Below are 20,186 nucleotides of genomic sequence, written 5' to 3' on the forward strand. Positions count from 1 at the left end.
GGATTACCTATACGCACTTTCTCCATCGTCGCCGAGCAGGCTGAGAGATGAAGCGCGGCAACCGAGCGCGGGGCCATGTCGGATCAGCCATGTAGCAAGGGCGTATGACAACTCGAACTCGCACTGAACCTCGATCACTCACCATGTTCGCTCGCCGCTGTCTCGCATGGCTGATGCTCGCAGTCCTGGGGAACGTGACCCTACTCGTTACGCTCTTCATTCTCAGCCAGCAGCCGTTCGCCGTCGATTGGGCCGCGTCTCTTTCGGCGGTCAGCGCGATTGTCGCCCCTGCGTACTCACCCGCTCTGCTCCTGTTCAGCGTGATCCTGACGGTTCTTGAGAGGAAGAGTCCATCCGCCGAACTGGATCCTGACGATCACGCGCAGGGGAATCGGATGGTTGCGAACGCCGTGCGGTTGGCGCTGACCTTCGTCCTCAGCTTTGCGGTCACCCTCGTGCTGAACGATGTCACGATGATCGCGCCCGTGCTCTTCGCGATCTTGCTCGGCTTCATCGCGATCGTGCGAGCAGAGATGTTCGCCCCACCCCAGCCTGTGAGCACAGAAGCCGCATACCGACGGAGCGCCGAGACGATGAGGAATGCCCAGGCGTGGGTATCTGACTCTTTCGGATCAGACATTCCTGTCACGACGACGAGCCGAGTGTGGCACCTCATCGCGCTCTTCATTCTTGCCCCGATCGTCGTTGCCGGAATCGCCATGGTGGTCGGCGGCATTGCGGTGTGGGGACCCGGGGTCGCTCTCACACCGGGGTTCGTTCTCATGTGCGCGGCATCCGCCGCGATGCCGACGACACTCGTGCTTGTCTGGCTTGCCGGCGCCGACAAGGCAGAGTCGCCACGGAGCAGGGCGTGGGTTCGCGCGTTCCTGCTCACGATGAGCGCCATGGGGATCATCACAGTCACTCTCATCTTCCTCCTCTCCGGGAAGAACACCATATGGATGGCCGCCATCGTGGCCGCAACTACCGTCCTCGTCAGCGTCGCCCTGTGGGCTCCGCGCCCCAGGGGGAAAGTGGGGCTCCGTCAGACTGTGGAGCTTAAGTGGACCGCATTGCACCTCGAACGGATCCAGAGGGTCTTTCAGGCCTCCCAGGCTGCGTGGGAGCGTGAGCAGGTGCGCCCGACGATCATCGTCCGAGCACTCACGCAGATCCTCCTCCCCTTCCACCACGCACTCCGCCGCGTGAGGGAAACACGGTGAGGGCAACGTCGGCCATCGGCAGGGAGACAGGGGAGCGATACGCTGCGAACCAAGGAGGCTGCATGACTACTCACCTTCACGCCCGCGGGTTCGACTCCCGATTGCGCGCACGGCGTCGAGCGCTGCTGGATTCTCGCGCGGGAACAACTGGAGAGGATGTGCCGCATTGGTCGCACGCAGCACTTTGACGGCTTTCGGACTGCCACCTCACAAGCAGCCCGGAGAGGCACTCACGTGGTCCACACCGAGCGGGCAACTCGGGCAACGCGGGCAACGCGTGTGCGTCGGCGTTGATGTCGGTGGTCGGCCGGAGATGGGTCGCCTCGTCGCACAAGCGTCTCCGACCATCCTCGTACTGACGCACGATGACCACGACCACATCGGCGGGTGGGAGGGATTCACCGAGGCCGGGCTCGACACTCTGGATGAGCTGTGGATCCCATACGAGTGGGACGTCGTTGCCAGGGCGGCCGAGGCTCTCGCTCAGGGGGCCATACTCGTATCGAAACTTCCGGAGAGCTCATTGCCAGAGCTGGAGGAAAGCCTTCGGTCTGGATACTCCGCGGTCGTATCGGACGCCCGGAACCCCACCGATGCTCCGGGGGATGCCATGCTCGAGGCTGTCGATCTCTCCGCAGCACTCTCTGACGCGCAGAAGGACGAGCTGTCGGTCTCGGTGCAGCGCTACGTGCGCCTGCTCGCAGAGGACTCTGAAGACCTCGATGAGTTCTTTGACGGTACGGCAGCAGAGATCGGCCGCCGCGCAGCATCAAAGGCGGGTGCTCTGCAGAAGTTGATGGTCGACGCCTATCAAAACAGGGTCGAAGTTCGTCTCTTCTCCGTCGACCACGGACGCTCCTCGACGCCGTGGTGGTCGGCCGGCAGACCCGGAGTAGCCACACTGGCGAACGCCGTGGAAGTGCGACGTCGAGCTGCCGCTTCAAGCTCTCTGCCCCTGCTGTCGTTCGCTCTCGCCCTCAGCGTCCAGAACAGACGGGCCCTCTGTCCAGTCCTGTGGCATGCCGGCAAACTCGAAGGCGGAGCGATCGTCTGGAGCGACAGCTCCGGCAGCTGGGTGACATCGAACGCACGCACGGAACTCCTACCGAAGCTCCACATCTCGACCGCACCCCACCACGCTTCTGCAAGTCCCGATCATGATCCCGCATGGGAAGCTCTCTCCTCATTCTTGACGAGAGCCGAGCCGGTGATGCTCTCTGCGGGCGGGCAGTGGAACCAACAAGTTCGCAAGGAGTATGCCTCCCTCGCCCCCAGCCGGAAGCGATGCACCCGGTGCCGCTGCGAAGTCCGCAGTCCGGAATCCCAGACGATCGTCCTCCATACAGACGAACGCCGCGCGGGATTCGCTCGCGGAGAGCGCTGTCGTGAGCCCTAGACATCACGACACGCTCATCTTCGTCACCGCACACCGAAACGACTCCCCGCGCACTCTGCGTCTCAAAGGTCACGGTGTTCACTAGGTCGTGATGTTCAACAGGTCGCAATCCCCCGCACGACTAGCTCACTCATCTTTTCCACCCGCTCCGCATCCATCCCCACCCCAAGCAAGGCCGCATACGACCCCAGCGCAATCAGCTGATCCGCCACGACCGCAGCATCCACGTCCGCCCGCACGTCACCTGCCGCAACTCCCCGGGTGAGCCGCTCCGCCGTCCACTCCCTGATCGGCGCCGCCAGCCTCTCGTTCAACCGTGCCCCAAGTTCTGGATCAGTCGCCGTCACCGCGATGAGCGCCCGTGCAAGTGCGACTGTCTCCCCGTCGTCCTGCACAGTGAAAAGCGCCCGAAGATCTGCCGTCAGGTCGTCCGTCATCGGTAGCTCAACTCCCGGAAGCTCCCCCTCCAGCAGCGCCTCCCCGAGGATCGCGGCCTTCGACGGCCACCACCGGTAGATCGTCTGCTTCGAGACCCCGGCGACCTCGGCGAGGCCCTCGATCGTCACGGCCTCGTAGCCCGAAGAGGACAGGGCGGCGCGCATCGCCTCCAGCACGGCCTGCCGGGCGGATTCACTTCGAGGTCTGGGCACGATCACAGGCTACTCAGGCGTACACTGATCCATAACGAGACGCACCGTTGCGAAACAAGAAGGAGCACCAGCATGGCCCTCACCGCTCACTCCACCATCGGCGACTGGCTGAACGACGAGGTCGGCGGACCGCTCATCCGCGGACTCTTCGAGAAGACCGGCGCCGACCCCGAGCTCCTCACCCCCGTGCTCGGGCTCCCGCTGCAGCAGCTCGTCGCGATGAGCCAGGGCGCTCTGCCGCAGTCGGTCGTCGACGATCTCGTCCGCGCGGCCAACGGCGGCGAGATCCCCGAAGACACCGGCACCGAAGGTTGGGCCGAGAAGCCCACTACCGGACGCTTCGCCGGCAAGACCGTGATCGTCACGGGCGCGGCATCCGGAATCGGCAGGGCCACGGCATCCCGCATCGCCCGCGAAGGCGGACGCGTGATCGCCGCCGACATCTCCGCCGAGAAGCTCGACGCGCTGAAGGCCGAGCTCCCCGACATCGTCACCGTTGCCGGAGACCTCACGCAGCAGAGCGCGATCGACGCCGTCATCGCCGCCGCGGGCGACCGCATCGACGGCCTCGCGAACGTCGCCGGCATCAACGACGACTTCTCCCCCGCGGGCGAGACGACGGATGCCGTCTGGGACCGCGTCATCGCGATCAACCTCACCGCCCCGTTCAAGCTCATGCGCGCGGTGCTCCCGATCATGGAGGCGGCCGGCAGCGGATCGATCCTCAACGTGTCGAGCGAAGCGGGCCTGCGCGGCAACGCCTCCGGCAACGCCTACACGGCCAGCAAGCACGGCATCATCGGCGTGACGAAGTCCGCGGCGTTCATGTACGGGCCGAAGGGCATCCGCGTGAACTCCGTCGCCCCGGGCGGCGTCGCCACCGGCATCCCGATGCCCCCGAACATGTCGGAGTACGGTTCGGGTCGCCTCGCACCGTTCCAGCAGGCGATCCCCACCATCGCGACCGCCGAGCACCTGGCGGCATCGATCACGTTCCTGCTCAGCGACGACGCCGTGAACATCAACGGCGCCGTGCTCGCGAGCGACGGGGGATGGTCGGTGCAGTAGACCCCGGTGACGCTTATGCCTTGACTGCAGACTCCAGACCCCGCTCAGGCGTCCAGCACCATGCCTGCTTGGTCGGGTCTTCGAAGGAGATGCACGTCACGGCGTACTTCTGCGCTTTGAGCAGCGGCTCGTAGGTGACGTCTGCGCGCACCGCTTGGGGCTCTCCCCACGCATGGTCGGATCCGTATGCGTTGCTGACCAGTACGTACGAACCGGGTGGCAGCGAGGTGAAGGTGATGAAACCCTTCTCACCTTTCGCGATCGAGTTCCCCCGCGTCTCGATTCGAATGTCGCGGAAGACGGTCGCCCCCTCACCCGCGTTCGTCACGAAGACTCCGTACGCGTCGCCGGCGCCTTCGTTCCATTTCACCCACCACGCTTGCAACTGACGAGCCACATCGGCATGCTGCCGCGAACGCTCACGCTCCCGCGTCTCGTCGGCGAAGACCTTGGCCTCGCTACGCGTGCGCTCCGCCGTGGCGTTCGCCGCCAAAGCTGTGCGCAAAGCGAAGATGCTCACGAACGCTGCCGCCACTGAGGCCACTCCCGAAAGGAGTTCTGCCCAACTGCCTATTTCCAAACCTGCGAATTCCCCCACGCATTTGAGACTAGGCAACGAGCCTCTCCGTCGCAGCCCCGAGTTCTGCCGGTTGTTCCCCTGGAACCACCCACTCACCCTGCACCGATCGACCTCCTCAGGACTTCTCCACAGCTTCTGACAACCGCCTCCTCGACGCACGCCTGCTGCCTGACGGACGAGTTATCGTGCCTGCATGTGGCTTCCATCCCCACCAACGCAACAGACCTACTATTTCTACTACTTCGCCCGTAGACTTCCAGAGTGGCAACCGTGACGAGAACCGAGCTCAACCAGCAGACCGCGAAGGTCCTGGCGCGTGTCGCCGCGGGAGAGACGCTGACGATCACCGATCGCGGGCGCCCGATCGCACAGCTGTCCCCTCCGCAGGCCAGCGTCTGGGACGACCTGATCGCCGCGGGGCACGTACGACTACCGTCGCAATCGGGAGCGTTGAACATACAGAGGGTGAAGCTCGATCAGACGAGTGCGGAGATCATCAACGATCTGCGGGCGGATCGGCTGTGATCTATCTCGACACCTCCGCCGCGGCGAAACTGCTGATCGACGAAGCCGAGAGCGAGGCCGTCGCCGAACTCTTCGAGCGCGGAGCCGAGTTCGTGTCCTCACGCCTCCTGGCCGTCGAGCTGGCCGCGATCGTCGACCGGCGGCTGATCGCCGGCCACCACGTGCAGCAGGTCATCGACCGCGTCGCCCTCGTGTCGCTCGACGACGACATCGCCGACGCAGCCGTCGCCCTGCGGAGCGGACTGCGCACACTCGACGCTCTCCACCTCGCGACAGCGCTGCGACTCGGCACCACTGTCGACGGCATCCTCACCTTCGATCTCGAGCTGCGCGCACGCGCCGAACACCACGGACTCGCAGCGGTGCTCTGACCCCACAGGCAGATCCGGTCGCCGCAGCAAACCCCTACCGCACCCCCTCACTCAGGCGTACCCTCGCCTCAGAGGTGCACTGATGCCCGTTCCCGACAGCATCTTCTCCGGGTCCATCCCCGAGAACTACGACCGCTACATGGTGCCGCTGATCTTCGAGCCCTATGCGGCCGATGTCGCGCGCCGGGCGGCGGCGCTGGAGCCGCGGCGGGTGCTGGAGACCGCGGCCGGAACGGGCGTCGTCCCGCGATTCCTGCTGCCGCTGCTGCCCGCCGGCTCGGCGTACGTCGCGACCGATCTGAGCGCGCCGATGCTGGACTACGCGGCATCCGTCCTGCCCGATCCGCGGCTGCGCTGGCAGACCGCCGACGCGCAGGACCTGCCCTTCCACGACGACGCCTTCGACCTGGTCCTGTGCCAGTTCGGGGCGATGTTCTTCCCCGACCGCATCCGCGCCTACCGCGAGGCGCGGCGGGTGCTCGAACCCGACGGGAGATTCGTGTTCGCCGTCTGGGACGCGATCGAGAGGAACGACTTCGCCGACGAGGTGGGGCATGCGCTCGCGGCGATGTTCCCCGCCGATCCTCCGCGCTTCATGGCCCGCACCCCGCACGGCTATCACGACGTCGCCCTGATCGAGCGGGAGGTGCGGGATGCCGGCTTCACCACCGTCACGATCGACACCGTGACCGCGCAGAGCGTCGCACCGTCGGCCCTCGTCGCGGCGACCGCGTACTGCCAGGGCACACCCCTGCGCGGCGAGATCGAGGCGCGGGACCCGTCGGCCCTCGCGGAGGCGACGGTGCGGGCAGCCGCCGCGATCGCCGCCCGGTTCGGCGACGGCGAGGTGCGGGGGCGGATCCAGGCGCACGTCGTCACGGCCTCGGGCTGACGCACGACGGACGACAGGCGACAGGCGACAGGCGACAGGCGACAGGCGACAGGCGACAGGCGACAGGCGACAGGCGACAGGCGACAGGCGACAGGCGACAGGCGACAGGCGACAGGCGACGGACGACGGACGACGGCGAACGTTTCGTCTCGCTGCGCTCGCTCAACGACCGGGGACTGTTCCCTCCCCTAGACTTCCCTCAACCATGGGAGTCCCGGCAGGGGCTGAGAGGGCGCTGACGCCGCGCCGACCGTCATACCTGATGCGGGTCATGCCGCCGTAGGAAGTCGAGCCATATGTCGCGTCTCATCGCCGAGCCCACCGTCTCCCCCTCTCGAGCACGCAACGCCGTCCGCGGCGGACTGCTCGGCAACTTCGTCGACCAGGTCGACATCTTCCTGCCGGTCATCGCCCTCGCCCCCGCGGCTGCGATCGTGCTGGGTCCCGATGCGGCCGCCGCCCAGACGGGCCTGATCTTCGTCGCCACCCTGCTCGGACGTCCGCTCGGCGCCGCGATCTTCGGGAGCCTCGCCGACCGTCACGGACGAACGAGAACCACCACGGCGGCGATCGCCGGCATCGCGATCACGACGCTGCTGATCGCCCTGATCCCCACCCACGACGTCGGCGGCGCGGCGACCCTGTGGACGTTCGTGGCCCTGCGCTTCGTCGGCGGCGTCTTCCTCGGCGGTGAGTACTCCGCGGCCATCCCCCTCGCCATGGAGTGGACCGCCCCGCGCCGGCGCGGCCTGCTCAGCGGCGGCATCATGGCCATGTCACCGCTCGCCAACGCGTTCATCGCCGGGCTCACGCTGACCCTCGTCCAGGTGCTCGGACCCGACGCCTACGCCGGCTGGGGGTGGCGGATGCCGTTCATCGCCGGCGCCCTGCTCGCCGCGGCGATGCTCTGGTACTACGTCGCCGGCGTCGACGACGCCCCGATCTCGACGACCGGCGCCCGCCGCACACGTCCGCTCACCGCCATCCTCATCGGTCCGTTCCGCCGCCAGCTGTGGCAGGTGTTCGTGCTGATGACCGGGCTCTGGTTGTTCACCCAGATGGCGATCCCCGTGCTCACCGGGATGCTGCGCGAGGCGCCGCAGGTCGGACCGACGACCGTCCCGTTCATCATGCTGATCGCGACCCTCGTCTCGGCAGCCGCGATGCTCTCCGCCGGCGCGCTCTCGCAGCGGATCGGACGGAGACGCTTCTTCGTGGTCTTCAGCGCGGGGGCGCTCGTCGCCGCACCCCTCGCCTTCGCGTGGGCGCTGACCTCGCAGGGCGTCGCCGCCGTGCTCGCGGTGACCGTCGTGCAGATCGTCACGGTCTCGGCCTACGGTCCGGTGGGCGCGTACCTCGCGGAGCGCTTCCCCTCCGCCGTGCGGTCGAGCGGCTACGGGGTCGGGTACTCGCTGTCCCTCGTCGTGCCGGCGCTCTTCCCGTTCTGGCTGCCCTGGTTGCAGAGCGCACTCGGCCCGGTCGCGGCGGTCATGGCCGTGCTCGCCGCGGCATCCGCTCTCATCGTGATCGGTGCGCTCCTCGGCCCCGAGCCCGACCGCACCGCCGCCCTCAAGTGAGCGACGCGTGAGGAGTCAGAGAACGTCGGATCCAGGCGGTCGGATGCCGCGATCTCTGACTCCTCACGGCCACTTGAGGCGCGGACGCGAGCTGCGAGCCGCCGCTCGGGGCGCGGAGCGAGCGCGCTCAGGAAGCGCGCACGTCGAGCACCCACGTGACGCCGAAGCGGTCGGTGAGCATGCCGAACCCGGCGGACCACGCGGATGCCGCGAGCGGCTCGACCACCTCGGCGCCCACGGCGAGTGCGCCCCAGTATCCGGTGAGCTCGTCGAGCGACGTGGCCCGCAGCGACTGGAAGAACGGGCGATCGGTGATGGTCAGGCCGTTCTCCCTCCGCGTCTCGCCCGCGGTCGCGGAGGCGTCGTCGAGGCCGGGGATGTCGTAGGCCATGAGACGGATGCCGCCGCCGTCCAGCTCTCCGAACACGAGGCGGTCCGCGCCGGGGGCATCGGCCGGCATCCCGAACTCCCCGTAGGTGGCGAGCGCGATCTCGCCGCCGAACACGGAGCGGTAGAACTCCAGCGCCTGGCGCGCAGTGCCGCGGAAGTTGAGGTGCGTGGTGGTGGTGATGGTCATGGTGTCTCCTCAGATCGGCGACGGCCGAGTGCCGTCTACGACCACGATTCCCGCAGAAGAGGTCGGTTTCTGTCCTCTACTCGGAAGAGAATGGGGGAATGACCGGCAGCTCCTCCCGCATGCTCGCCCTGCTGTCGCTGCTGCAGACGCCGCGCGACTGGCCGGGGAGCGTGCTCGCCGACCGCCTCGACGTGAGCCCGCGCACCGTGCGGCGTGACGTCGAGCGGCTGCGCGAGCTCGGCTACCGCATCTCCGCGATCAAGGGCCCAGCCGGGGGCTACCGCCTTGCTGCGGGTTCGGAGCTGCCGCCGCTGCTGTTCGACGACGACCAGGCCGTGGCGATCGCCGTCGCTCTGCAGAACGCCCCGTCGAGCGGCATCGACATCGACGAAGGGGCCGCGCGCGCCCTCGCCACGGTCCGCCAGGTGATGCCCTCCCGGCTGCGGCACCGGGTCGACGGCATCCGCTTCTCCGGCACGGGAAACGAGACCAGGGTCGATGCCGCCGTGCTGGAGGCGACGAGCGCGGCCGTTCGTGACCGGAAGGTGCTGCGCTTCGACTACGGCGCCGATGACGACCGGCCGGCGCGGCGCACCGAGCCGCACGAGATCGTCGCGCGGGAGAACCGCTGGTACCTGCTCGCGTGGGATCTGGATGCCGACGACTGGCGCATCTTCCGCCTCGATCGGATGCGGCCGCGCATCCCGACCGGCCCGTCGTTCACACCGCGACCGCTTCCCGCGGGGGATGCGCGCACCTATCTCGCCGCACGCGCCAAGGGCTCGGATACCGAGGACCGCTGGCCCTGCGTCGGGGAGGTCGTGATCGAACTGCCGGCACGCGAGGTCGCGGTGTGGGTCGGCTCCGACGGCACGGTCGAGCCCCGCGACGAGGGGTCGTGCCAGGTCACCGTCGGGTCGTGGTCCTGGGTCGGCATGCTCGCGTCGGTGATGAGGTTCGACGCCCCGTTCACCGTCGTGGGCCCCGAGGAGCTGCGCGCCGCCGCGCAAACTCTCACCGCTCGCCTCGCCGCCGCGGCATCCCCGCGCTAGCGCTCCCCGCGTTAGCGCGCCCCGCGCCCCGCGCCCACGCTGAGGGGCCACGAAGTGCCGCGTCAAGGGGCGCGGATGCAGCGCTTCACGACCCCTCACGACCGAGGAACGAGCATCGCCCCGCCCGCGGGATGCGGACGGAGCGATGCGTTCAGGGTGCTGCGATCAGGATGCTGCGGTCACTCGCTCTCGGTGGCGCCGAGCGCGCGGCGACGACGGTGCGTCATCCACGCGCCCGCTCCGAGCGCCATCAGCAGCGCACCGAGCAGGGCCGCGTTCGCCGCCGCACCGGCGTCGCCACCGGTGTTCGCCAGCGCGCCGCCGGTTCCGCTGCCCGTTCCCGCCGCCGTGCCCGAGCCGCCGGCGCCGCCGCCGGCTCCGGCCGTACCGGTCCCGGCCGCCGTGACCGTGAGCGCGAGCCTCGCGAGCTCGGTCTCACCGTCGCGGATCACGATGTGATGCGCACCGGGCTCGATGTCGGCGGGGATCACCAGGGCGACGTCGAGCGCGCCCTCGGAGACCTCGACGTTCGCGAGCGCACGGTACGTGCTCTCGATCCCGATCTCGACCGTCTCCGACGGAACCCCGGATGCCGTGAGCGTCACCGATCCGCCCGCGGCGACCTCGGTGCGCGACAGCTGGGCGACGAGCTCGGCGCCGGGGCCGTCGTCGACCGGCGTGAACGCCCAGTTGTCGACCTCGAACAGGTCGGCATCGGCGTCGGCGCCCTCGGGAGCCGCGAAGACGAAGAACACGTCGTGCTCTCCGGCGGCTCCGGTCACGTCGGCCTGGACGGTGGTCCACTCGCCGACGGTTCCGTCGACCGGGATCTCCGCGACGACCTGCCCGTCGACATCGTCGAGACGCACCTGGATACTGCCGCCCTCGACGAGCGGCTTCACGCGCGCCGACACGGTCTTCGCGCCGGAGCCGAAGTCGACGCCGGAGACACCGGCGAAGTCGCCGTCATCGACACCCGACAGCACCATGTTGCCCCCGCCGTTGTGCTCGGGGAACTCGACGGATGCGGCATCCGTCTTGGCCGTGCTGATGCCGAGCTGCCAGGCCAGGGTCTCCGCCTCGAACGTGCGGTACGGGTCGAAGCTCTCGACCTGCGCGACACCGGCGCGCGTGCCGACGATCGGCTTGATCGTCCCGTCGGCGTTGAACTCCAGCTTGTCGATGTGCACCGAGCGGTAGCCCTGGGTCGCCCCGGGGGTTCCGAGCGCCGCCGCCCACGCCGCGCCGCGCGTCTGCGCGTGATACGTGAAGTACGTCTCGCCCTTGAAGGTGAACATGTCGGAGTGGTTGTTGCCGCCGTTGCCCGCTCCGAAGAACGTGCCCTGGTTCTGGAACGCCACCCCCGCGTACTCCGACGATCCGAGCTTCATCGGGTCGTCGGTCATCATGTACGCGATGCCGCCGCGCGACGGGTACTGCCCCGGCACCTCGTTGACCTGGAAGTTCGACGAGTAGGAGTAGTAGTACGTGTCGCCGCGCTTGAACATGCTCGAGGCCTCGAACATGCCGGGCCCGTCGATCTCGACCGGGTCGCCGTCGAGGGTGACCATGTCGTCCTTCAGCTTGACCACGCGGGTCGACTTCGGGTTCTGCGGTCCCTGCACGTTCGGCGCGGTGCCGATCTGGGAGTTGCCGCCGAAGTACAGGTAGCCCTGGCCGTCGTCGTCGATGAACACCTCGGGGTCGAAGAGCCACATGCCCGCGGGGAATCCGCCGCCGGCGATGTAGTCGCGAGACACGGTGTCGGGGATGATCTTCTTGCCCAGCGGGTCGTTCCACGGGCCGAGCGGCGAGCCGCCCACGACCACCGCGGTGCCGGTTCCGCTGTCGCAGAAGTAGAGGTAGACCTTGCCGTCCTTCTCGATCGCGGCGGGAGCCCAGGAGTTCCTCGACCACGGAGCCGCTCCGCCCTCACGGGCGATCGGGATGCTGCCGTGGTCGACCCAGTTGACCATGTCGCTGGTCGACATGACGTTGAGACGGGTGATGCCGCCGTACCCGTTCGACTGCGTCGGAAGCCCGTTGGCGTCCTTGCTGTTCAGCTCGTACTGCTGCGTGTCGTCGGTCGAGTAGATGTAGAGACGGCCGTTGTAGATGAGGTGGTGCGGGTCGGCGCCGAACTTGTGGCCGACGAGCGGGTTGTGGTCGCCGACCGGCTTGGTCTGCACCTTCTCGAGGCTGGTGAACTCCGGCCCTTCAGGGGCGTCGGCGATCTTCACGAGCGACAGCTCGTCGACCTTGAAGTCCTGCAGCGCACTCGATCCCCACGGGGTCTCGACGAAGAGCCAGCCCGCGGCGACGTGCTTCGCCTCGGCCGTGAACTCCTGCGAGAACGCCCCCCACTCGCCCTTCGTGAACGTGTGACCGTAGTCGGCGCATCCGTTGAAGTTCGTGGGGCAGAACGTGAAGTTGAACTGCTGGGTGGCGTTGCCCTCGTCGTACTTGAGCTTGCCGGTGAGCCGGTAGGAGGCGCCGAGCTCGATCTTGTCCGCGACGTTCGCGAACGGACCGGACTGGGTGTTCTCGCGCCCCGTCACCTGCAGGGAGTGGGCGCCGCTCGCGGCGTCGTCGCTGAGGGCGAGCGTGCCGCCGCGGGTGTTCGTCCATCCCGTGAATCCCGAGACGAATCGGCCGTCCGGCAGCAGGTTGCCGGGCACGGCGGGCGGCTCGACGACGGCGGGGCCGCCGTCGTCGGTGGTCAGGGAGACGTCGTCGATCACGAACGACTGGATGTCGGTGTTCCAGGGCGTCTCGACGAAGAGGATGTCGTAGTCCGAGGTCAGCGGGGTGAACGTCTTCTGCACGCTCGCCCACTGCCCAGCGGTCGCCGTGGTCGACGCGACGACGTCGCAACGGCTGCGCGACGACGTGCACAGCACGATGTTGAAGTTCTGCGTCGCCCGCCCGGTGTCGAACTTCAGCGAGAGGTTCAGGTCGTAGGACGCGTCGGTCGACAGCAGCCCGGTGACGGTGGCCGTCGGCCCCGACTGGAACGAGGTGCGTCCGCTGATGGCGAGCGACTTCGTGCCGGACTTGGCGTCGGTGCTCTGCGAGAGCGTGCCGCCGAGCGGGGCGCTCCATCCGGAGATCCCGCTCTCGAACGTCCCGTTCTGGACGATGCTGGTCGGCGCCGCGTAGGCGGCGCCGCTGATGCCCACCGCGGTCACGGACGAGGCGATGAGCGCGGTCACGCCCATCACCGCCGCGGCGCGAGCGCCCGGTCGCCGTCTCCGGCCCGATCTGACTTCTGGTCTCACGTGTCTCACTCCTTGCTGTCGATCGCTCGAGGGCGCACGAAAGCAGCGGCTCCCGTTGATGGACGGAGCCTGCGATCGGCCTCGGGCGAAGCGGGGATGTCGCCGGCCGACGCAGCGTCTTGGGGGTCGCTGCGGAAGGCCGGTCCTGCGTCGGTTCTGAGAGCTCGATCCCGCACTGGCCGCTGATGCGCGGCCCAAGGCGAGTCTCCCTGGCGTTCTCCTCCTCGAGATCCGAGCGCACGGCCATCGTGCGCGCATCGCACGGTGCGGGGACGTGCGTCTGGGGACGCTTCGAAAGTTACCGGTAACAGAGAGTTCTGGCAACCCTCATTGAGAATCCTGTGACGTTCTCGTGACCTTCCCTCCCACCTCCGCGGCGCGAGGGGTCGGAGAACGTCGGATGCGCGCCCCGCGATGCCGCGCTTCGCGACCCCTCAGGGTGCTGACCCCGCGAGGGAAGGGGGCTCGCACGCCCGGTAGAATGGGATCGCCCGCCGGCCCCCTTCCTGAGGAGTGCGCGTGACCAACGCCCCCGAAGCCACCGCCCACACGCACGTTCCCGACTCCGTCGAGAACGCGATCGCGACTCCCGAGAAGGAGCAGCCCTACGCGGCCCTCGGACTCAAGGACGACGAGTACGCGCGCATCAAGGAGATCCTGGGCCGCCGCCCCACCTCGGGCGAGCTGGCGATGTACTCGGTGATGTGGTCGGAGCACTGCTCCTACAAGTCGTCGAAGAACTACCTGCGCCGCTTCGGCCAGAAGGTCTCCGACGAGATGAAGGAACGCCTCATGGTGGGCATGGGCCAGAACGCGGGCGTCATCGACGTCGGCGAGGGCTGGGCCGTCACCTTCAAGGCCGAGTCGCACAACCACCCCTCGTTCATCGAGCCCTTCCAGGGTGCGGCGACCGGCGTCGGCGGCATCGTCCGCGACATCATCTCGATGGGCGCACGCCCCGTCGCGGTCATGGACGCCCTGCGCTTCGGCGCGATCGACCACCCCGACACCGCCCGCGTCGTGCACGGCGTGACCAGCGGCATCAGCTTCTACGGCAACTGCCTCGGCCTGCCGAACATCGGCGGCGAGACGGTCTTCGACTCCGTCTACCAGGCGAACCCGCTCGTCAACGCGCTCGCGGTCGGCGTCCTGCGCCACGAAGACCTCAAGCTCGCCAACGCGACCGGCGTGGGCAACAAGGTCGTGCTGTTCGGCGCCCGCACGGGTGGCGACGGCATCGGCGGCGCCAGCATCCTGGCCTCCGACTCCTTCGACTCCACCGGCCCGACCAAGCGCCCCGCGGTGCAGGTCGGCGACCCGTTCGCCGAGAAGGTGCTCATCGAATGCTGCCTCGAGCTCTACCGCGACGAGCTCGTCGAGGCGATTCAAGACCTCGGAGCCGCCGGCATCTCCTGCGCCACGAGCGAGCTGGCCGCCAACGGCAACAGCGGCATGAAGGTGTCGCTAGACAACGTGCTGCTGCGCGACCCCACGCTGACCGCTGAGGAGATCCTCATGTCGGAGTCGCAGGAGCGCATGATGGCGATCGTCGCCCCCGAGAAGCTCGACGCGTTCCTCGCGGTCGTGAAGAAGTGGGACGTCGAGACCTCGGTGCTCGGCGAGGTCACCGGAGACGGCCGCCTCATCATCGACTGGCAGGGCGAGCGCATCGTCGACGTCGACCCCTCGACCGTCGCGGTCGACGGCCCCGTCTACGACCGTCCGGTCGCGTACCCGACGTGGATCGACGCGCTCCAGGCGGATGCCGCCGAGAACCTGCCCCGCTCGAACGACGCCGAGGTGCTGCGCGAGCAGTTCCTCGATCTCGTCGCGAGCCCGAACCTCGCTGACACCCGCTGGATCACGAACCAGTACGACTACTACGTGCTCGGCAACACGGCCCTCGCGTTCCCCGACGACGCCGGCATGATCCGCGTCGACGAGGAGTCGGGCCTGGGCTTCGCTATCTCGACCGATGCGAACGGCCGCTACTGCCAGCTCGACCCGTACGCGGGCGCGCAGCTGGCCCTCGCCGAGGCGTACCGCAACGTCGCCGTCACCGGCGCCGTGCCCACCGCGATCACGGACTGCCTGAACTTCGGCTCCCCCGAGAACCCCGAGGTCATGTGGCAGTTCGGCCAGACCGTCGACGGTCTCGCCGACGGATGCTACGAGCTGGGCACCCCGGTGACCGGCGGCAACGTGTCGTTCTACAACCAGACCGGCGACGTGCCGATCCACCCGACCCCGCTCGTGGGCGTGCTCGGCATCATCGACGACGTCTCCCGCCGCATCCCCTCGGGGTGGCAGGACGAGGGCCAGAACATCTACCTGCTCGGCACGACCTCGACCGAGCTCTCCGGCTCGGCGTGGGCCGATGTGGTGCACCAGCACCTCGGCGGCCTGCCCCCGAAGGTCGACCTCGCCGGCGAGAAGCGCCTGGCCGGTCTCCTCGCCGCCGCGCGCGACGAGTGGCTGATCTCCTCGGCGCACGACGTCTCCGAGGGCGGTCTGGCTCAGGCCCTCGCCGAGGGCGTCATGCGCTTCGGCGTCGGCGCGCGCGTCTGGCTGAACGAGATCATCGAGCGCGACGGTGTGGACGCGGCATCCGCCCTCTTCTCGGAGTCGACCGGTCGCGTGCTCGTGACCGTCCCCCGCGAGGACGACGTGAAGTTCCGCGGGCTGTGCGAGGGTCGCGGCTACCCGGTCGCGCGTATCGGCGTGACCGACAGCGAGCCTCAGCTCGAAGTGCAGGGCGTCTTCACCGTCTCGGCCGCCGAGCTGCGCGAGCGCTCGCAGGCCACCCTTCCGGCGGCCTTCGGCCCGACCGTCGCGGAGCCGGTCGCATGACCGACGACAGCGACTACGGCGACCTCGACGTCCGCCGCAACCGGCGCGTCCGCATCGTGGCCTGGACGGTCATCATCGCGCTGATCCTCGGCGGCGGCGGCGCGACCGTCCTCACGCTGCTCTTCGGCTGAGCCGGCCCGGGCACAGCTTCGGAGCGCCCGGCGGGCACAGCTTCGGAGTGGAAGCACGACGCGCCGCCCCGAACCCGGCATCCACCGGTGCGTTCTCCGGCGGATCCGCAGCTGTGCTCGCGGGAGAGCGGATGCGGAGGCGAACCCCACGGCGGAAGCCCCGCCGCGGGGCAGCGACCTCACGCCGACCGGGCGACCCGCTGTCAGCGCCCCCGCCTAGAGTGTCGGGGTGAGTCCCGATCCGCGCACGATCCTCGAAGAGCTCCACGCCGCGGCCGTGGCCCGCGTCGCGGCGACGGCGGCGACCCTCGGCGAGCTCATGCACGACCGCGAGGGCTCGAACGACGACGACGAGCACGATCCCGAGGGCGTGACGCTCTCGTCGGAGTGGTCCCGGCTGACAGGGCTGGCGGATGCCGCGGCATCCGAACTCCGCCAGGTCGATGAGGCACTCGCCCGGCTCGACACGGGAGAGTATGGCGTCTGCGCCGGGTGCGGTCAGCGGATCCCTGCGGCGCGCCTCGAGGCGCGCCCGTTCGCGACGCACTGCGTGGTCTGCGCAGAGAAGCTCGGACGCTGACGCGCACGCGCTGAGCGCGCCGAGGGGTCAGAGAACGCGGCATCCGACCGCCGTGATCCCGTACATTTCGGCCCCTCACGGGGAGGGAAGTCGCTCACATGCGAGTGCGTGCGCACGCGGGAAGGCGCGCGCTCAGTTCGCGTCGACGTTGCGGCCGCCCGCTTCCAGCACGTCGCCGGCGGGGCGTTCCTGGTGCCCGCCGAACTGCAGGCGCATCGCCGACAGCACCTGGTTGGCGAAGCGGTCCTCGTCACGGGAGGCGAAGCGCTCGAAGAGGGATGCCGCGAGCACCGGCACCGGCACGCCGACGTCCACCGCGGCCTTCACGGTCCATCGGCCCTCGCCCGAGTCCGACACGCGTCCGGCGAGACCGTCGAGTCGAGGGTTCTCGTGCAGGGCGGCGGCGGTGAGGTCGAGCAGCCACGACGACACCACGGATCCGCGTCGCCAGAGCTCGGCGACCTTCGCGGTGTCGATGGGGAACTGGTAGTACTCGGGCTCCTCGAGCGGAGCGACCTCGGCGGAGTGCTCGGCTTCGCGGATGCCGGCATCCGCGTTCTCCAGCAGGTTGAGCCCCTCGGCGATCGCGGCCATGATGCCGTACTCGATGCCGTTGTGCACCATCTTCACGAAGTGACCGGCGCCGGACGGACCGCAGTGCAGGAAGCCCTGCTCCTCGGGGGCGAGGTCTCCGCTGCGCCCCGGGGTGCGCTCGATCTCGCCCACTCCGGGGGCGATCGTGCGCAGGATCGGCTCGATGTGCTGCACGGCGGCATCCGATCCGCCGACCATCAGGCAGTATCCGCGGTCGAGGCCGAAGACGCCGCCGCTGGTGCCGATGTCGACGAACTCGATCCCGCGCTCGCGGAGAGCCGCGGCCCGACGCACATCGTCGCGGTAGTTGGAGTTGCCGCCGTCGATGATGATGTCGCCGCTGTCGAGCACGGCGGCCACCTCGTCGACGACCTGGCCGGTGAGGGATGCCGGCACCATGAGCCAGACGACGCGCGGCGTGTGCAGCTTCGCGGCGAGGTCCGCATAGCTGTCGGCGCCCGTCGCCCCCTCGGCCACGAGCGTGGCGACCGCCTGCGGGTTCACGTCGTAGACCACGCACTCGTGCCCCGCCCGCATGAGGCGCCGCACGATGTTCGCGCCCATCCGTCCGAGTCCCACCATCGCCAGCTGCATGTTCGCTCCTCACACCACGGACGGCTCTCTGCGGAGCCGGATGCGCTCATCCTGACACGCGCGCCTGAATCCCTCAAACGCGCGGGGTGCCGACCGGCGGATGCTCAGTTCGAACAGCGGCGGCCACGACGACCGAGCGTCAGGCGACGGGGTCGAGGCGGGACTGTGCGGCGAAGCCGTTCCACACGGCGCGGAGCCGCGCGACCATGTCGATCGATCGGTCGAGCAGCCACTGCTGCTGCAGTCCGTCGGCGGCCGCGACGATGATGTCGGCGATCAGCTCGGGGTCGGCGTTCGGCCCGAACTCCCCGCTCTCCTGCGCCGCGCGCACCGACTGCGCCGACAGCTCGCGCACCCACGCGTAGCGCTCGACGAAGTACTCGTGGGCCGGGTGCTTGCCGATGCTCGCCTCCGCCGAGAACTCGACGTAGAGCTGCACGAGACCGGGCACCCGCGTGTTGTGGTCGATCACGTCGAGGAAGCCCTGGAAGTTGCGCTTGTCGACCCAGTGCGCCGCGGTGTCGCGCTCGTCACGGGCGCGGAGCACGGCCAGGTACAGCTCTTCACGCGAGCCGAAGTAGTGCATGAGGCCGGGCTGGGTGAGCCCGACGCGGCGGGCGATCTCGCGGTTCGAGGCGTTGCGGCATCCGAATTCGGCCACCACGTCGAGCGCCACCGCGAGGATCTCCTCCCGCTTGGCAGCGCCCTTCGCATACTGACCCCGACGATTCATCGCCATAAGTCTAGGAGACGGAAGAATCCGGCAGGCGAAGAGCCCTCCTCCGTGCACCGCGCGGTGGTGGGGCGGCCGGAATCCCCCGAGGATCCGGCCGCCCGGTCTGTGTCACGCGGTCATCTCACCGACTTGATCGGGAAGATGACCAGCGCGCCGATGAGGGCCGCGATGGCGCAGATGGTGAACCAGACGGAGTAGTCCGACCCTGCCGCTCCTCCGAACGCCGCCATGACGAGACCGCCGACGAGCGGGGCGGCCGTCTGCGGCAGCGCGTTGGCGAGGTTCAGGACGCCGAGGTCCTTGCCCGCGTCATCCGGGTTCGGCAGCACGTCGACGACGAGCGCGAGGTCGACGCCCACGTAGATGCCGTACGCGGCGCCGAGGAACAGTTCGAGCACGTAGTAGGACGGGACGTCCTGGATGAAGATCAGGGCGAGCGTGCCGACCGCGAACAGGGCCGTCGACGTCCAGACGAAGACCTTGCGCCTGCCGATCCTGTCGGAGACCTTGCCCGCTATCCACGCCGTGACGACGAGCGCTCCGGTGTAGACGAGGGTCGTGTTGGCGATGAGGAGGCCGACCTCCTCGACGGGCACCGACAGGTGGTACTGCATGTAGAAGAAGCGGAAGGTGGTGAAGCCGAACGCGGCGAACGTGATCAGGAAGCGCGACCACCAGGCCAGCGCGAAGTCGGGGTGCTTCGCCGGGCTGACCCAGATCGTCCCGAGGATCTCGCGGAAGGTGATGCGCGTCGGCTTCACGGGGAGCTGCTTGTCGGGGAGCACGATGACGAAGATCAGCAGCGCGATGATCGACAGGATCGCCGGGATGACGAAGACGATGAACAGGCTGAAGGAGAACCAGCCCGCGACGTACACGCCGCCCACGATGCCGAGGTTCTGGGCGATGCCGAGACCGGCGGTGATCGATCCGCGCTGGAACTTGGGCACCTGGTCGGCGATCGTCGCGACGAACGGCGCGAGCGTCATGTTCGCACCGAGCTGGGCGATGGCCCACCCGACCGTCGCGATGGCGAGGCTGTCGCCGAGCGCCATGAACACGAAGCCGATCGTCATGATGACGGCGCCGAGCACGATCCAGATCCGGCGACGCCCCCACTTGCTCGTGGTGCGGTCGGAGATGCGCCCGAACGTCACGTTGGCGATGGCGGCGAAGAAGGCGCCGACGCCGCCGAGGATGGCCGAGGCCGAGTTCGCCGCGGCGGCCCCCTCGGCGATCGCACCCGCGGCCTGCAGGGAGGTGATCTTCAGGCCGACACCGACGATCGCGGGGCCGAGCAGCGCGATGAAGAAGACGAACTGCGCGATGATCAGCCACGTCACGTAGCTCTTCTTGGCCGGCTCAGTCGGCTCCGCGAACCAGTGATGTCCGCCCGAGCCGAGTGTGCGACTCGCAGACGTCATCCCGGACGGATTGCCCGCGGCCGCACCGCTGACTGAACTCATAGCTGCCTCCTTTGGCTGGAGGGCGCCCCGTCGCTCATCACCGAGC

18 protein-coding genes and 1 riboswitch are annotated in these 20,186 nt (G+C 68.7%); of the genes, 11 read left to right on the top strand and 7 right to left on the bottom strand.

The genetic code is table 11. The features are described 5' to 3' along the window. The first annotated feature begins 173 nt into the window (after positions 1-173). Complete coding sequence (locus tag MRBLWH10_RS15680; RefSeq protein ID WP_341940631.1) at positions 174-1,223, top strand: hypothetical protein; 1,050 nt, start codon at positions 174-176, stop codon at positions 1,221-1,223. Positions 1,224-1,536: 313 nt separating this feature from the next. Beyond that, a complete protein-coding gene (locus tag MRBLWH10_RS15685; RefSeq protein ID WP_341940632.1) occupies positions 1,537-2,619 on the top strand; it encodes a hypothetical protein in 1,083 nt (360 codons plus the stop codon). A gap of 95 nt (positions 2,620-2,714) precedes the next feature. Here MRBLWH10_RS15685 and MRBLWH10_RS15690 read toward each other — a convergent pair whose 3' ends face one another. Beyond that, positions 2,715-3,269 (bottom strand): TetR/AcrR family transcriptional regulator, encoded by a 555-nt coding sequence (locus tag MRBLWH10_RS15690; protein ID WP_341940633.1) that lies wholly within the window; start codon positions 3,267-3,269, stop codon positions 2,715-2,717. Positions 3,270-3,341: 72 nt separating this feature from the next. Here MRBLWH10_RS15690 and MRBLWH10_RS15695 point away from each other — a divergent pair, with 72 nt between their 5' ends. Next, positions 3,342-4,337 carry an SDR family NAD(P)-dependent oxidoreductase gene (locus MRBLWH10_RS15695; protein WP_341940634.1) on the top strand — a complete coding sequence of 332 codons (996 nt, stop codon included), beginning with the start codon at positions 3,342-3,344 and terminating at the stop codon, positions 4,335-4,337. Positions 4,338-4,350: 13 nt separating this feature from the next. Here the strand turns inward: MRBLWH10_RS15695 and MRBLWH10_RS15700 are convergent, their stop codons facing one another. Then, positions 4,351-4,857: a hypothetical protein gene (locus MRBLWH10_RS15700; RefSeq protein WP_223587348.1), complete on the bottom strand. Its 507-nt coding sequence runs from the start codon at positions 4,855-4,857 to the stop codon at positions 4,351-4,353. A gap of 321 nt (positions 4,858-5,178) precedes the next feature. On the opposite strand from MRBLWH10_RS15700, the gene MRBLWH10_RS15705 reads away from it, so the two are divergent. The 4 genes from MRBLWH10_RS15705 (at position 5,179) to MRBLWH10_RS15720 (ending at position 8,282) form a co-directional block, all read left to right on the top strand. After that, the gene (locus tag MRBLWH10_RS15705; protein WP_341940635.1) at positions 5,179-5,442 is read left to right on the top strand and encodes a type II toxin-antitoxin system prevent-host-death family antitoxin; all 264 of its coding nucleotides are present in this window, start codon (positions 5,179-5,181) and stop codon (positions 5,440-5,442) included. Further along, positions 5,439-5,813, top strand: coding sequence for a type II toxin-antitoxin system VapC family toxin (locus MRBLWH10_RS15710; protein ID WP_341940636.1), 375 nt, complete (start codon positions 5,439-5,441; stop codon positions 5,811-5,813). Before MRBLWH10_RS15705 ends, MRBLWH10_RS15710 begins: the two co-directional genes overlap by 4 nt. Positions 5,814-5,895: 82 nt before the next feature. After that, positions 5,896-6,705, top strand: a complete 810-nt coding sequence (locus MRBLWH10_RS15715) for a class I SAM-dependent methyltransferase (RefSeq protein ID WP_341940637.1) — start codon at positions 5,896-5,898, stop codon at positions 6,703-6,705. 195 nt (positions 6,706-6,900) lie between these two features. After that, positions 6,901-7,007, top strand: a riboswitch (TPP riboswitch). Next, entirely contained in the window at positions 7,002-8,282 is a 1,281-nt protein-coding gene (locus MRBLWH10_RS15720) for an MFS transporter (protein ID WP_341940638.1), read from the top strand. (Overlaps the previous riboswitch by 6 nt.) Positions 8,283-8,409: 127 nt before the next feature. Here MRBLWH10_RS15720 and MRBLWH10_RS15725 read toward each other — a convergent pair whose 3' ends face one another. Then, entirely contained in the window at positions 8,410-8,859 is a 450-nt protein-coding gene (locus MRBLWH10_RS15725) for a VOC family protein (RefSeq protein WP_341940639.1), read from the bottom strand. 98 nt (positions 8,860-8,957) lie between these two features. On the opposite strand from MRBLWH10_RS15725, the gene MRBLWH10_RS15730 reads away from it, so the two are divergent. Further along, positions 8,958-9,911 carry a WYL domain-containing protein gene (locus MRBLWH10_RS15730; RefSeq protein WP_341940640.1) on the top strand — a complete coding sequence of 318 codons (954 nt, stop codon included), beginning with the start codon at positions 8,958-8,960 and terminating at the stop codon, positions 9,909-9,911. Between the two features lie 179 nt (positions 9,912-10,090). On the opposite strand, the gene MRBLWH10_RS15735 is transcribed toward MRBLWH10_RS15730, so the two are convergent. Further along, positions 10,091-13,129 (bottom strand): family 43 glycosylhydrolase, encoded by a 3,039-nt coding sequence (locus MRBLWH10_RS15735; RefSeq protein ID WP_341942600.1) that lies wholly within the window; start codon positions 13,127-13,129, stop codon positions 10,091-10,093. 579 nt (positions 13,130-13,708) lie between these two features. Here MRBLWH10_RS15735 and purL point away from each other — a divergent pair. The 3 genes from purL to MRBLWH10_RS15750 all read left to right on the top strand — a co-directional run bounded on the left by purL (position 13,709) and on the right by MRBLWH10_RS15750 (position 16,750). Further along, the gene (gene purL / locus MRBLWH10_RS15740; protein WP_105677218.1) at positions 13,709-16,039 is read left to right on the top strand and encodes a phosphoribosylformylglycinamidine synthase subunit PurL; all 2,331 of its coding nucleotides are present in this window, start codon (positions 13,709-13,711) and stop codon (positions 16,037-16,039) included. Next, positions 16,036-16,170, top strand: a complete 135-nt coding sequence (locus tag MRBLWH10_RS15745; RefSeq protein WP_258132733.1) for a hypothetical protein — start codon at positions 16,036-16,038, stop codon at positions 16,168-16,170. The genes purL and MRBLWH10_RS15745 overlap by 4 nt, the downstream gene beginning before the upstream one ends. A 229-nt stretch (positions 16,171-16,399) precedes the next feature. Then, on the top strand, positions 16,400-16,750 hold the full coding sequence (locus MRBLWH10_RS15750; protein WP_341940641.1) for a TraR/DksA C4-type zinc finger protein: 351 nt from the start codon (positions 16,400-16,402) through the stop codon (positions 16,748-16,750). Between the two features lie 132 nt (positions 16,751-16,882). Here MRBLWH10_RS15750 and gnd read toward each other — a convergent pair whose 3' ends face one another. The 3 genes from gnd to MRBLWH10_RS15765 form a co-directional block, all read right to left on the bottom strand. Next, positions 16,883-17,938: a phosphogluconate dehydrogenase (NAD(+)-dependent, decarboxylating) gene (gnd, locus tag MRBLWH10_RS15755; protein ID WP_341940642.1), complete on the bottom strand. Its 1,056-nt coding sequence runs from the start codon at positions 17,936-17,938 to the stop codon at positions 16,883-16,885. A 139-nt stretch (positions 17,939-18,077) separates the two neighbouring features. After that, a complete protein-coding gene (locus MRBLWH10_RS15760) occupies positions 18,078-18,671 on the bottom strand; it encodes a TetR family transcriptional regulator (protein ID WP_341940643.1) in 594 nt (197 codons plus the stop codon). A gap of 119 nt (positions 18,672-18,790) precedes the next feature. After that, the gene (locus MRBLWH10_RS15765) at positions 18,791-20,140 is read right to left on the bottom strand and encodes an MFS transporter (RefSeq protein ID WP_219844650.1); all 1,350 of its coding nucleotides are present in this window, start codon (positions 20,138-20,140) and stop codon (positions 18,791-18,793) included. Positions 20,141-20,186 lie beyond the last annotated feature (46 nt).

This window comes from Microbacterium sp. LWH10-1.2 (genome assembly GCF_038397765.1).
In the GTDB taxonomy this organism is placed as follows: Bacteria; Actinomycetota; Actinomycetes; order Actinomycetales; family Microbacteriaceae; genus Microbacterium; species Microbacterium natoriense.

Bases quoted from the DNA above. Each gene is read 5' to 3' on its own strand.
- MRBLWH10_RS15680 (WP_341940631.1), top strand. From the start codon at position 174: ATGCTCGCAGTCCTGGGGAACGTGACCCTACTCGTTACGCTCTTCATT.
- MRBLWH10_RS15685 (WP_341940632.1), top strand. From the start codon at position 1,537: ATGGGTCGCCTCGTCGCACAAGCGTCTCCGACCATCCTCGTACTGACG.
- MRBLWH10_RS15695 (WP_341940634.1), top strand. From the start codon at position 3,342: ATGGCCCTCACCGCTCACTCCACCATCGGCGACTGGCTGAACGACGAG.
- MRBLWH10_RS15715 (WP_341940637.1), top strand. From the start codon at position 5,896: ATGCCCGTTCCCGACAGCATCTTCTCCGGGTCCATCCCCGAGAACTAC.
- MRBLWH10_RS15720 (WP_341940638.1), top strand. From the start codon at position 7,002: ATGTCGCGTCTCATCGCCGAGCCCACCGTCTCCCCCTCTCGAGCACGC.
- MRBLWH10_RS15725 (WP_341940639.1), bottom strand. From the start codon at position 8,859: ATGACCATCACCACCACCACGCACCTCAACTTCCGCGGCACTGCGCGC.
- MRBLWH10_RS15730 (WP_341940640.1), top strand. From the start codon at position 8,958: ATGACCGGCAGCTCCTCCCGCATGCTCGCCCTGCTGTCGCTGCTGCAG.
- MRBLWH10_RS15735 (WP_341942600.1), bottom strand. From the start codon at position 13,129: ATGGGCGTGACCGCGCTCATCGCCTCGTCCGTGACCGCGGTGGGCATC.
- MRBLWH10_RS15745 (WP_258132733.1), top strand. From the start codon at position 16,036: ATGACCGACGACAGCGACTACGGCGACCTCGACGTCCGCCGCAACCGG.
- gnd (WP_341940642.1), bottom strand. From the start codon at position 17,938: ATGCAGCTGGCGATGGTGGGACTCGGACGGATGGGCGCGAACATCGTG.
- MRBLWH10_RS15760 (WP_341940643.1), bottom strand. From the start codon at position 18,671: ATGAATCGTCGGGGTCAGTATGCGAAGGGCGCTGCCAAGCGGGAGGAG.
- MRBLWH10_RS15765 (WP_219844650.1), bottom strand. From the start codon at position 20,140: ATGAGTTCAGTCAGCGGTGCGGCCGCGGGCAATCCGTCCGGGATGACG.